This window comes from Celeribacter marinus, from assembly GCF_965656515.1.
GTDB classification, from domain to species: domain Bacteria; phylum Pseudomonadota; class Alphaproteobacteria; order Rhodobacterales; family Rhodobacteraceae; genus Celeribacter; species Celeribacter marinus_D.
Genome location: NZ_CBFHKW010000016.1, coordinates 37117 through 49717 on the forward strand (window position 1 = coordinate 37117; position 12601 = coordinate 49717).

The following is a 12601-nucleotide window of genomic DNA, read 5'->3' on the forward strand; positions in this document are numbered from 1 at the left end:
GCCTCGTGATCTGGCGAAAGGGCCAGCTTTGCGATGTTTTCTGCAATGGTGCCATCAAACAGCTCAACGGACTGCGGCAAGTAACCGATGTAATCGCCACGTGTCTCGTCGGGGTAATGGTCAAGTTTTGCGCTGTCGAGGCGGATGGTTCCGCCACTTGCGGCCCAAACCCCTGTAAGTGCGCGCGCTAAGGTGGACTTTCCCGCCCCTGATGGTCCGATGATACCCACCGCTTCACCAGGGCGGACATCAAAGGACACCATGCGCAACGATGCTTGCGATTGACCCGGCGGGATAACGGTTAGGTTCGACACATCAAGTACGGCCTTTGGACGTGGCAACGCCATCCGCTCGGACACAACGGGATACGCGCCGAGTAACTCCGCTATATTTTCGCGGCCACGAGTTGCACCTTGCAAGACGGCCCATTGCCCGATGAGCGTATCAATCGGCTGCAGCGCACGGCCAAGCAGGATCGAACCCGCGATCATTGCCCCCGGTGTCAATTCGCGACCCAAAACAAGCCACGCACCCATGGCGAGCATCGCCGACTGCAAGAACAGGCGAAGGGCCTTTGAGGCTGCGGAAAAGCTATGGGTCGTGTCGGATGTTTCGACGGCGCTCGTCAACGCGATATGACGCGCGGCAAGCCAACGGCGAAAAGCGGCGCGTTGCATGCCGAGTGATTTCAACGCCTCTGACGATGACGCCATGCGCATGGCCATATTGGCAGCATTTGCCTCGGCGCGTTGCGATGTGGCTTGGGGGGCTTTGGCCGCCGCGCGATGCCAAAGTGCGACGATAACGATAATGCCCCCCCCTCCCACAGCCAGCAAGCCGAGGTAGGGATGAAAGAGCGCGATTCCCAAAAGGAACACTGGCGTAAATGGCAGATCAAACATCGCCGCCTGTATCGGTGACGAAATATAGCGACGAATGGCACTTAGATCATCCATCGGCGAGCTGCGTTGTTTCTCTCGCGGATTTCTGGCCGCACGGTCCATGGCCGCATTGAACACGCGGTCCTCTAGTGAGGATTGAAACCGTGCGCCTATTCGCGACAACACGCGCCCACGTACGCCGTCCAGTAGCCCCATAATTATATACAAAAAGGCGACGATGCCAAATAGCGCAACCAATGTCGCCTCTGATCCCGATCCCAAAACGCGGTCATAGACCTGCAACATGAAAAGAGGGCCTGTGAGCATGAGGGCGTTAATGACGACCGAAAAAACAGCAGTGCCCCAATACAAGCCGCGCGATTGTGCACGGATACATGAAAGTTCTTCGTGGCCTTGATGAATCTGGTCTTTGGAAGTGGATTTCATGCGCAAACTGTCGTCCAAGCTGGGGTTCATAACGCGCCAAAATAGCGCGAATGTAGTATTCAGGCCGAGAGTTGTTGATTCTCGGTCACACGACCATAAGACCAACAGTGTAAACATTGGCCTTCCGTGCGCGGCGGCCTATTTTAAAAAACAGGCCATGCGGGTCTTTCAGCGTTCACCTCAATTTGCGGGCCAATATGAAAAAGCTAATTCTATCTCTCTTACTGGCGACGTCACTTGCCGCATGTTCATCGACCGAGATGGTCGACGGAATTTCGGATCCTTATGAAAAAACAAACCGCAAAACGCACGCGGTGAACGTGTCGCTTGATCGCGCCTTGATAAAACCTGCGTCTGGGGCATATGGCACCATTGTTCCCGATCCATTGAGAAAAGGCTTATCAAACGTTGCGAACACGTTGTCCTTACCGGGATCAGTTGTGAACAACGTTTTGCAACTCAGGTTTGATGAGGCAGTATACAACACACTGAGGTTTACCGTTAATGCGACCTTTGGCATCGGCGGGCTAATGGATGTGGCCAGTGCGTTCGGACTTGATGAGCGTGATACCGATTTTGGCGAGACTTTGCATCGGTGGGGGGTAGGTGAGGGAAGTTACATCGTCTTGCCTCTCTACGGACCGTCAACGCAGCGGGATTCTATCGGTCTTTTGGTTGATATGGCTCTCGACCCCGTATCAATACTTGAAAGCGGCATAAACGATTACAAATTACCACTCACGATGGCCGATCTGGCAGACGCCCGAACACGCTACTCCGACCTGTATGAATCGGTTATATATGAGAGTGCTGATAGTTACGCCCAGATGAGGGTGACGTATCTTGATCGCCGTCGCTTTGAGCTTGTGGCTCCTCTTGGTGGGTCGAAAACCAACGCGGACGGCGCTGATGGCGGTGCTGTTTCCTATGATATTTACGAGGACTTTTATGAGTAATTACACGTTCCCACGCCGCTCTGTTTTAGTCGGGTTGTCTGCCGTTGCGATGACCGCCTTTGTTCCGTCTCGCGCGCTCGCGTTTTCCGCGGGACAGGCCGAGGCGTTGATCCAAAAAACTGTGGCTGATATCAATGCCATTATCAACTCGGGTAAATCCGAGACGGCGATGTATGGCGATTTTGAGCGGGTTCTCACGAAATACGCGGATGTCCCATCTATTGCGCGATCCGCGCTTGGGCCTGTGGCGCGGTCCGCGTCCTCCAGTGATCTGGAGGCATTTACGAAAGCGTTTCAAACGTATTTGTCACGCAAGTATGGGTCGCGTTTTCGCCAATTCATCGGCGGTCGCATCGAAGTTAAATCGACTCAAAAGGCCAATTCAATTTACGATGTGCGTTGTATTTCGATCTTGCGTGGTGAGCCACCATTCGAGATCAGCTTTATCGTTCATGAGGCGTCTGGCCGCTTTATTGACCTTCAGATCGAAGGAATTTCCCTGCTCAAGTCGGAGCGCGCCGAGATGGGTGCTATGCTGGATAAGGCGGGCGGTTCAGTGTCCAAACTCACGGCCGCTCTCAAGTAGTGGGTCTAAACGACTTGAAAATGACAAAGGCGCGGGCGATAGGCCCGCGCCTTTGTCATTTTGACACGTCTGATTTAGTTCCCGCTGCCAAAGATCGCGCCAAGCAAATCACGTAGCACGTTGTCCGCCTTGTCATTGGGCGCCCCGCGCTCAACGCGGTCTGTGACTTGCCCCGTGGCCACGGGTGGAGCAGATGGGCGGATCATTGGCAATGGCTTCGGGTCGATGCCCTCCATGACCCGCGTCATGGTTTCATGCCATATCTCGGCGGGTAGTCCGCTGCCCGTAACACCGGTCAACGGCGTGTTGTCGTCGTAGCCCATCCAGACACCTGCAACATAGTCTGCGGTGAAGCCCATGAACCATGCGTCACGCGCCGCTTGGGTCGTGCCGGTCTTGCCCGCCACTTCTATCCCGTCCAGTTGGGCCCGTGCGCCCGTGCCGTTTTGAACGACATTGTACATCATGTAGATGAGTTGCTGGGCGCTATCAGGCGTTATCACGCGCTCGCCAAGGCCACCCTCTTGCCCCATCAGGGCGGTATTGTCGCCTTTGAGGCGTAGGGATTTTAGCCCGTAGGGTGCCACCGATGAACCGCCATTGAGAATGCCCGCATACGCGCCTGTCATCTCCAGCAACGTGGTTTCGGACGCGCCAAGCGCGAGGGCTGGCCCCTGAGCTAGATCGCTTTCAATCCCAAACATCTGGGCGACCGTGCGCACGTTTTCTAGACCGGCATCCATCGCGAGTTTGACGGCGGGAATGTTGAAGCTGTTTTTCAACGCATCGGTGAGCGTCACCGCACCGTGGAATTTGCGGTCATAGTTTTGTGGGGACCACGGGCCAGAGCCGGGGATGTCGATTGTAATGGGCTCGTCGAGGATAACGCTGTCGTAGGACCACCCGAGATCAAGAGCGGTTGCAAACACAAAGGGCTTGAATGCAGATCCGGGTTGCCGCTTGGCTTGAGTGGCGCGATTGAATGCGCCTGACACTTTGAGTTTGCGCCCGCCAACCATCCCACGCACGGCACCGTCTGCGCTCATCACGACAATCGCCGCTTGTGCGGCGGAGCCTTCGCGCACTTTATTCTCAAAGATATAGGTGAGTGCATCCTCTGCGGCTGCTTGAATGCGTTGATCCAGTGTTGTTTCGATTACGACATCTTCGGTTGTGTCGCGAGTCAAAAAGTCTGGTCCTGCTCCCATCACCCAATCGGCAAAATAGCCCCCCGCACGTTTTTCGGCGGTGTCGGACAATTCGGCGGGGCGCGCTTTTGCTTGTGCGCGCTCCTCATCGCTAATCATCCCTTGTTGGTTCATCAACAGCAACACAATGCCTGCACGCTCTTGAGATCGCGTCAGGTTGTTGGTGGGCGCATAGCGAGACGGTGCAGTCAAAAGACCCGCAAGCATCGCGCTTTCGGCGATATTGACCTCGGCGGCTGATTTGCCAAAGTAACGCTGCGCTGCGGCTTCAAACCCGTTTGCACCCGCACCCAAATATGCACGGTTCATATAGATGGAGAGAATTTCGTCTTTTGAATAGCGGGCCTCCATTGCCATCGCATACACAACTTCTTTGAGTTTGCGCGCCAGTGTCCCCTCGCGGCAATCGGCCTCATAGGCAGCCTGATCTGCCCATTGTTTGGGATCAAACGGCACGCCAAGACACAAAAGCTTTGCGACCTGCTGTGTTAGGGTTGAGCCGCCATGGCCGGACAATGGCCCGCGCCCTTCACTCAAGTTGATCCGAACGGCGGATGCAATGCCGCGAGGTGACACACCAAAGTGGCCGTAAAATCGCCGGTCTTCTGTCGCGACAATCGCGTCCTTGAGAAAGGGTGATACGGTGTCGGCAGTGATCTGTCCGCCAAACTGTTCGCCGCGCCATGCAAAGACCGATCCATCGCGATCAAGGAGTGTGACGGAGCCGCGTGCCCGCCCATCAAGCAAATCCGCAAAGGGCGGGAGCGTTGTATAAAGATAGCCAACCGATAGCCCGAGAATGAGCGCAACGACCACAGCAACGCGTGATGTGATCACCCAAACAAGTCGCGCAACCCACCGCACAAGTCCTACGATCACGCGCACGACGAACGGTTGCGTACTTTGCCGCTTTGGCGCGCGACGCTTGGTCTTTGCAGCGGATGGCTTTGTTTTGGGCTTTGAACTGGTCTGGCCGCCCGTTTGATACCGGCGTTCAGCTACAAGCTTCCCACGCCCACGTTTTTGTCCTGTCATGTGCTCTGCTCGGCTGCCTGTTTGCGCGATAAGCCGCGTTTACTCTAGGTGATACTACAAAGGCTAGTCACGAATGTAGAGAGGCTGAGTCGCGTGTTTGGCTTTGCAATTCGCCTAATTAGTATGCGAACTGCGTAAATTGTACAATTTTTAGGCACAAATGCTTGTTTTCGAGTCATCAAAATCCCTGACCGTTCTTGTGGATCGGGAAGTGTCACCCCTTAGGTAAGTCGTGGCTGCCGCTGGAGGTGGCCGCCCGCTTAATCGGAAGGGGAATAACGTGAAACTGATTATTGCTGCAATCAAGCCATTCAAGCTTGAAGAGGTCCGCGAAGCACTCACCGGCATCGGTGTCCGCGGAATGATGGTAACCGAGATCAAGGGCTTTGGCTCTCAATCCGGTCACACCGAAATTTACCGTGGCGCAGAATATGCCGTGAATTTCGTACCAAAGGTCAAACTGGAAATCGTGGTCGCAGACGCCATGGCTGACCAAGTTGTTGAAACCATCGCCATCACCGCCAAGACCGACAAAATCGGTGACGGCAAGATTTTTGTCCTCGACGTGGAAGGCGCTGTGCGCGTCCGTACCGGCGAGACCAACGACGACGCGGTTTAACCTGCGTGCGCCTTTAGAGACGAAAAGGACTATCTCACATGAAACTTACCAAACTCATTCCCGCCTCAGTGGTCGCCTCAGTGCTTCCCCTCGTGGCCTTTGCGCAGGACGCCGAAGTGGCCGCGCCCACATTCGACGAAATCGGCCCCTACATTCTGACTACCCTGTTGTTCCTCATCGGCGGTTTTCTCGTCATGTGGATGGCCGCAGGTTTCGCAATGCTCGAAGCGGGCCTCGTGCGCTCCAAGAACGTTGCAACCCAGCTCACCAAAAACGTCGCCCTCTTCGCGATTGCCTCCATCATGTATTGGCTCATCGGGTTCAACCTGATGTACCCGGGCGAATGGATGGTCGAGGGTATCATGGGCCCATGGTTCTCCGTCACATCACTTGAGCCAGTCGGTCTCGCCGCTGCAGATGCATCTCTTGATTATGCATCCGTTGCCTCCGACTTCTTCTTCCAGTTGATGTTCTGTGCGACCACCGCGTCCATCGTGTCCGGTACACTCGCCGAGCGCATCAAATTGTGGCCCTTCTTGATCTTCACGGCTGTTTTGACGGGCGTCATCTACCCGATCGAAGCATCCTGGCAGTGGGGCGGCGGCTTCTTGTCCGAGATGGGGTTCTCTGACTTCGCAGGCTCGACCCTCGTTCACGCCGCAGGTGGCTTCGCAGCCCTCGCAGGGGCTATCGTTCTCGGCCCACGTATCGGCAAATACAAAGATGGCCGCGTTCAGGCAATGCCGGGTTCCAACCTTGCACTCGCAACACTGGGAACGTTCATCTTGTGGCTCGGTTGGTTCGGCTTCAACGGTGGCTCGCAGCTTGCTGCAGGCACAGTTGGCGACATCACGGACGTTGGCCGCATCTTTGCAAACACCAACATGGCCGCAGCATCGGGCGCACTCGTTGCTCTGATCCTGACCCAAGTTGTGTACGGCAAAGTTGACCTCACCATGGTACTCAACGGCGCTCTCGCAGGCCTTGTGTCCATCACTGCTGAACCTCTTGCGCCTTCGCTTTTGATGTCTCTCATCATCGGCGGTATCGGTGGCGGTATCGTGGTCTTCGCAGTACCAATGCTCGACAAAATGAAAATCGATGATGTTGTCGGCGCGATCCCTGTGCACCTCATCGCGGGCATCTGGGGAACCCTCGCGGTTCCGCTCACCAACGATGGCACATCCTTTGTGACCCAGTTCATCGGTGTCGCTGCGGTTGGTATCTTCGTCTTCGTTGTCTCCTTGATCATCTGGATCATCCTCAAAATGACAATGGGCATCCGTGTCTCCGAGGAATCCGAAATCACAGGCCTCGACAAAGCGGAATTGGGCATGGAAGCCTACCCAGAGTTCTACAAAGGCTGATCACCCTTCCTTCATCAGCTGAACCTAGCCCGGGCACGAAAGTGCCCGGGTTTTTTCGTTCCCAAACGACGAAGAGGGATTCGGAAACGAAATTTCAACTATGTTGGGCGATCTTGTGGGCGGAGTTTCCGTTTCAGAGGATGATATGACCCCCAAGCATTGTATATTAACGATTATCGCTACGTTCATAGGAGTGGCCCCCGTGTGCGCCGAGCCTGTCTCGCTTCTCGGGCTACACGCGCTGCCGCGCACGACATCAAGTCTGATGGAGGCATCGCCACGACCGCTACCGATTGCGTTTCGCGAAACCGAACCGCGCAGCCCCAGTTTGTTCTCCGATCGCGATGCGGGAACGTTCTTCGCACCATTGCCGCCGCGCGTTGAACTCGCCCCAAAGCGCCCCACAATTGGACTTCAACACCTCGCGGTCGCGCCAAAAGACGTAGAATGGATTCGCAAAATCATCGGCCGCGCCGAATCTGGCGCTGCGGGATATGATGCCGTGCAACATGGCGCGAAACGAAAAACGCCAAAACGCCCGACCGCTATGACCCTTGGTGAGATTTTCACGTGGATCAAGGACACCCCGGGACAGCCGCATGCCATTGGCAGATATCAGTTCATCCCAAAAACCTTGTCGCGATTGGTGGACCGGCTGGAGCTTTCTGATGACGTTATGTTTAGCCCCGACGTTCAAGACAGGTTGTCAGATCTTCTTTTGGAAGAGGCCGGTTTGTTAGATGCGCGCCGTGGCGCCATGTCGCGTAAGGTCTTCATGAACAATCTCGCGAAGATCTGGGCGGGACTTCCGACTTCAAACGGTAAATCCTACTATCACGGTCATGCAGGAAATCGCGCAACTGTAACGTGGGCCGAGTTTGACAAAGTTATGGTACAGGCATTTCCCGCACGCGTGGCCCAAAACGATGTCCCTTCTGTGAAGTGATTACACAAAAACGGCGCCCATCAGGACGCCGCTTTTGTATTGAAGTGTCATCGCTGGTTTAACGACAGGTTTTTGCAACGGCATGTGCCAATAGGGGCACCGTTTGCGCGTTCAGTCCCGCGATGTTCAGGCGACTATCGCCGACCATGTAGATGCCAAACTCCTCACGAATTTTGAGCACCTCCTCGGGGCTTGCGCCAATGCGTGAGAACATTCCGCGGTGCTGTGCCACGAAATCAAACCGGTCCGAATTCGTCTGTCGGCGCAACTCATCAGCAAGCTGTGTGCGCAACCCAAGCATCCCCAAACGGACCTCTTCCAACTCCGCCATCCAGTCCGCTTTGAGCGTCTCGTCGCCCAAAATCATTGTGACCAAACGCGCCCCGTGATCGGGTGGGAAGGAATAGTTCTGGCGGTTGAGAAAGTTCAACGTGCCTTGCGTGACGGGTGTGTTATCCGCCGTCTCGGACATTGCCATGAGGCACCCCGTGCGCTCGCGGTAGATTCCGAAGTTCTTGGAGCAGGACGCCGCGATCAACATTTCAGGGAGCTTGGAGGCCAAAAGTCGGGTCGCTGCTGCGTCCTCTTCGAGCCCATCACCGAACCCTTGGTAGGCAATATCAACTAGAGCAATCGCACCCTTTTCTAGGATCAAATCCGCCACAAGCCCGTATTGGTCAAGTGTGAGATTCGCACCCGTTGGGTTGTGACAACACCCGTGCAGTAACACCATGTCGCCTGCTTTTACGTCCTTGAGGCTGGCCATCATCGCATCAAAATCAACGGTACATGTTGCGGCGTCGAAATAGGCGTATTCTTTGTTGGCGAGCCCCATGAATTTGAGAATCGACAAGTGGTTCGGCCATGTCGGGTTCGATGTCCAAACGGTCCCGTCACGATTGGCGAGTTTCATCAACTCAAACGCCTGACGGATCGCGCCTGTCCCGCCAGGGGTCGCGATTGCACCCACCCGCGCGTGGTCCACGCTATCCGCCAATACCATCGTTTTCATTGCCGCGCCAAATGCGGGATCGCCAGACAATGCGGTGTAAGATTTGGTGGTTTCGGCTTCCCACAACTGTTTTTCCGCAGCCTTGATTGCGCGCATAATCGGTGTGTGGCCCGTCGCGTCTTTGTATACGCCAACGCCAAGATCAATCTTGGTGTCGCGCGGATCATCGCGGTAGAGCGCCATGAGCGCTAGAATTTTGTCTTCGGGTTGTGGTGTGAGTGTGTTCAGCATCATGCTTCTCCGGTTGCGACCCGTAGGTCGCCATACATGCCCCATTCCGCCCAGCTGCCATCGTAAAGCGCGTGTTTCACGCCGATGCGCTCAAGCGCGAGACTAAGGATTGCGGCGGTTGTCCCCGACCCACAGGTGGTGATCGCCGGCTTTGTCAGATCGACGCCTGCGCGCTCAAAAATGAGCCGCAATTCGCCGGGGTTTTTCATCGTTCCGTTGGCCTCGATCAGATCCGTGAACGGAACGCTGCGCGAATTTGGGATATGACCAGAACGCAAGCCCGCGCGCGGCTCGGGTGCCTCGCCTTTGAACCTGTCCGCTGGGCGCGCATCGATGATCACATGATCGCCCAGCTTAGCGGAGGCTGCCACTTGTGTGACGTCGCGCACCAAGTCTGGCTGCTCGTTTGGCACCATGTGGCGGTCGCGGATCACGGGTGGCTCCGAGGTCACCTCGCGGCCCTCGCCAACCCACTTTGGTAGACCCCCATCAAGGACGGCAACATTGTTTTGGCCGAAATACTTGAACATCCACCAGACACGCGGCGCGGAAAAAAGACCCATGCCATCGTAAACAACGACCTGATGTCCGTCACCAATGCCAAGGGCGCGCATGCGGGACATGAATTTTTCAACGGGCGGCAACATATGGGGCAGGGCGCTACGGGCATCGCACACATCATCAATATCGACGTAGCGTGCTCCGGCGATATGGGCGGCGCCATATTCGGCCTTGGGGTCGCGGTTCATATGCGGCAGATACCAACTCGCATCGATCACACGAAGATCGGGAGATTTCAGGTTATCGGCCAGCCAGTCGGTGGACACGAGAGTTTTGGGATCTGATTGAGACATTGACCCTACGATATGTAGCTAAAACGTGTAACCTGCCATACCGTTCTGGCCCGCCATGCGCAAGCATAGCCTTGCAAATACCTACTAGTCGCCGCGTCGCAACAGGCGTTGTTGTTGGCGACCCCAGTCACGCTTGGCCTCTGTGGCACGTTTGTCGTGGTTCTTTTTACCTTTGGCGATGCCAAGTTTGATCTTCACACGGCCTTTATGGTTGAAGTACATCACCAACGGGACAAGGGTCATACCTTGACGCCCTGTCGCCTGTCCGAGACGCGCAAGTTCACGTTTTGACACCATAAGTTTGCGTTTGGCGCGTTCCTCATGTGGAAACATCGCTTGTTGGTAGGGCGCGATATAGGAATTTGTCAGCCACAATTCGCCATCGTCAATAGAAGCATAGCTTTCGGCAATGTTGGATTGACCAACGCGTAGGGATTTGACCTCTGACCCCGACAAGATCACACCACATTCGATGTCATCCTCGATGGCATAGTCGTAGCGTGCGCGCCGGTTATCGGCGATCACTTTGTAGTTCTTGTCTTCTGGGGTCTGTTTCTTTGCCATGGTGCAAGTGCAGATAAGGTGTCCGCGCGCCCATGTCCACTAGCGCGCGACGCAAAGCCCGCCCTATAGTCGCGAAAACCGTCTTGGAGCGCATATGTTTATCCAAATTCTATTAGGCACAGGTCTGATCTTGCTGTCTGTCATTGTCGCCGCCGTTGGCTTTGGTGTGTATGAGCTTGGTTTGCGGCGCGCGCACAAGTGGCTGATTACAGAGCCGCATCGCCCAAAGTTGTTCGTGGTTCTGGCGAGCGCCGTTCTGGCCATGCTCTGGATCATTACCGCAGGTGTCTGGATTTGGGCCTTTGCGTTTCGGTTCTTGGGGATGTTTTCGCATCTTGAGGAAGCGCTATATTTTTCACTGACCGCATTTACCACCCTTGGATTCGGAGACGTTTTGTTACCCGTCGAGTGGCGTCTTTTGGGGGGCATGGCGGCGGTAAACGGATTTTTGAACATCGGCATGATGACGGCCCTTCTGATGGAAGTTTTGCGCCATGTGCGCCGCAACCAATTGGAGGCACAGCGCACGGCCCGCGAGGACAATCCTTCATCCAACCCATAGAAAAAGGGGGCCGTGGCCCCCTGATCGTTTTGGTGCTGTGCGCAGCGCTTACAAAAGGTCGGCGTGCTCCATTGCCGCTTTGATCTGTGCCTTGGTCGAATCGGACAATGTGGTCAGCGGGAGGCGGACCTCGTCCGAACACAATCCGAGCAACGACATCGCATATTTCGCACCGCTCACACCGGGTTCGACAAAAATGGCGATATGGAGCGGCATGAGTTTATCCGTGAGCTCAAGAGCCAATGCATAATCGCCCGCAAGTGTGGCATTTTGAACTTGGGCGCATAGCTTCGGCGCGACATTTGCCGTCACCGAAATGCAACCAACGCCACCTTGTGCGTTATATCCAATCGCCGTTGGATCCTCGCCCGAGACCTGAACAAAATCGGTGCCGCAGGTGATGCGGGTTTTGCCGACACGCGCCAAATCTCCCGTGGCATCCTTCACCCCGATGATGCGTGGCAATTTGGCCAATTCGCCCATTGTATCGGGCGTCATGTCCACAACAGAGCGACCGGGGATGTTGTAGATAATGATCGGGATATCTGTTGCGTCATGCAATGCGGTGTAATGCGCGATCAGGCCTTTTTGGGTTGGCTTGTTATAGTAGGGCGTGACAACCAACGCGGCATCGGCACCGACACGCGCGGCGTGCTGGATGAGGCCAAGGCCCTCGGCCGTGTTATTCGACCCTGCGCCCGCAATGACGGGAATGCGGCCCGCTACAGTTTCCACAACCACTTCGATCACTTTTTCATGCTCGGCATGTGAGAGGGTCGGACTTTCGCCCGTTGTTCCAACTGGAACAAGGCCGTGCGACCCTTGGGCGATGTGCCACTCGACCAGCTTTTTGAGCGTATCAATGTCCAATTCGCCGTTCTTAAACGGGGTCACCAAGGCGGGGATGGAACCTTTGATCATGATGCGCTCCTTTGCGTCTCTTGCGGGGGCGTGAGTCGCCCATTTATAGTCAGGCGGAAACTAGCCGCCTTCGTAGGCAATGCCAAGAATGTGTCTTGCGTGGCCCAAACCCTGCGATACCCTCGTGGCAAAAGCGCACCTAAGCGCACGACAGTTGAGAGAGCAGATACAGAATTCCGATGGCATATCAAACTTTTCTTCGATCACTTTGGACTGCAGCACTTTTTACAACGGTAGGAGGCGCGGTTTTCGCATCTCCGGCCTCTGACGCCTTTGAGGCGGCTGTGAAGCTGCGCAACGCGGGTGACTGGCAAGGTGCACGTACAACTGCCACCGGGGTCGGCCGCGACATAATCGAGTGGCAATATTTGCGTGCGGGTAAAGGACGCTTTGACGAATGTACCGCCTTTCT

12 protein-coding genes and 1 pseudogene are annotated in these 12601 nt (G+C 55.5%); 7 read left to right on the top strand and 6 right to left on the bottom strand.

Annotation, left to right across the window (positions count from 1 at the left end; all coding sequences use genetic code 11):
- Positions 1-1328 (bottom strand): type I secretion system permease/ATPase (locus tag ACTG34_RS05740; protein ID WP_439104025.1); only part of this gene is annotated, 1328 nt, incomplete at its 3' end.
- Between the two features lie 197 nt (positions 1329-1525).
- Here ACTG34_RS05740 and ACTG34_RS05745 point away from each other — a divergent pair.
- Positions 1526-2284, top strand: a complete 759-nt coding sequence (locus tag ACTG34_RS05745; RefSeq protein WP_439104026.1) for an MlaA family lipoprotein — start codon at positions 1526-1528, stop codon at positions 2282-2284.
- On the top strand, positions 2277-2870 hold the full coding sequence (locus ACTG34_RS05750; protein ID WP_439104027.1) for an MlaC/ttg2D family ABC transporter substrate-binding protein: 594 nt from the start codon (positions 2277-2279) through the stop codon (positions 2868-2870). The genes ACTG34_RS05745 and ACTG34_RS05750 overlap by 8 nt, the downstream gene beginning before the upstream one ends.
- 74 nt (positions 2871-2944) lie before the next feature.
- On the opposite strand, the gene ACTG34_RS05755 is transcribed toward ACTG34_RS05750, so the two are convergent.
- Complete coding sequence (locus tag ACTG34_RS05755) at positions 2945-5113, bottom strand: transglycosylase domain-containing protein (RefSeq protein ID WP_439104028.1); 2169 nt, start codon at positions 5111-5113, stop codon at positions 2945-2947.
- A gap of 280 nt (positions 5114-5393) precedes the next feature.
- Here ACTG34_RS05755 and ACTG34_RS05760 point away from each other — a divergent pair, with 280 nt between their 5' ends.
- The 3 genes from ACTG34_RS05760 to ACTG34_RS05770 all read left to right on the top strand — a co-directional run bounded on the left by ACTG34_RS05760 (position 5394) and on the right by ACTG34_RS05770 (position 8045).
- Positions 5394-5732 (top strand): P-II family nitrogen regulator, encoded by a 339-nt coding sequence (locus tag ACTG34_RS05760; RefSeq protein WP_062217585.1) that lies wholly within the window; start codon positions 5394-5396, stop codon positions 5730-5732.
- A 38-nt stretch (positions 5733-5770) separates the two neighbouring features.
- Positions 5771-7099, top strand: a complete 1329-nt coding sequence (locus ACTG34_RS05765) for an ammonium transporter (RefSeq protein ID WP_439104031.1) — start codon at positions 5771-5773, stop codon at positions 7097-7099.
- 100 nt (positions 7100-7199) lie between these two features.
- Positions 7200-8045 carry a hypothetical protein gene (locus ACTG34_RS05770; protein WP_439104032.1) on the top strand — a complete coding sequence of 282 codons (846 nt, stop codon included), beginning with the start codon at positions 7200-7202 and terminating at the stop codon, positions 8043-8045.
- 58 nt (positions 8046-8103) lie between these two features.
- Here the strand turns inward: ACTG34_RS05770 and ACTG34_RS05775 are convergent, their stop codons facing one another.
- From ACTG34_RS05775 to smpB, 3 genes are all read right to left on the bottom strand, one after another.
- Entirely contained in the window at positions 8104-9288 is a 1185-nt protein-coding gene (locus ACTG34_RS05775; protein WP_439104033.1) for an aromatic amino acid transaminase, read from the bottom strand.
- Complete coding sequence (gene sseA / locus ACTG34_RS05780; protein WP_439104034.1) at positions 9288-10142, bottom strand: 3-mercaptopyruvate sulfurtransferase; 855 nt, start codon at positions 10140-10142, stop codon at positions 9288-9290. Before sseA ends, ACTG34_RS05775 begins: the two co-directional genes overlap by 1 nt.
- Positions 10143-10226: 84 nt before the next feature.
- Positions 10227-10706: an SsrA-binding protein SmpB gene (smpB, locus tag ACTG34_RS05785; RefSeq protein WP_439104035.1), complete on the bottom strand. Its 480-nt coding sequence runs from the start codon at positions 10704-10706 to the stop codon at positions 10227-10229.
- Between the two features lie 94 nt (positions 10707-10800).
- Here smpB and ACTG34_RS05790 point away from each other — a divergent pair, with 94 nt between their 5' ends.
- The gene (locus tag ACTG34_RS05790) at positions 10801-11268 is read left to right on the top strand and encodes an ion channel (RefSeq protein ID WP_342842981.1); all 468 of its coding nucleotides are present in this window, start codon (positions 10801-10803) and stop codon (positions 11266-11268) included.
- A 48-nt stretch (positions 11269-11316) separates the two neighbouring features.
- On the opposite strand, the gene dapA is transcribed toward ACTG34_RS05790, so the two are convergent.
- Complete coding sequence (gene dapA, locus ACTG34_RS05795) at positions 11317-12189, bottom strand: 4-hydroxy-tetrahydrodipicolinate synthase (protein ID WP_342842980.1); 873 nt, start codon at positions 12187-12189, stop codon at positions 11317-11319.
- Between the two features lie 179 nt (positions 12190-12368).
- Here dapA and ACTG34_RS05800 point away from each other — a divergent pair.
- Positions 12369-12601, top strand: a pseudogene (locus ACTG34_RS05800) (hypothetical protein); the annotation flags it as partial.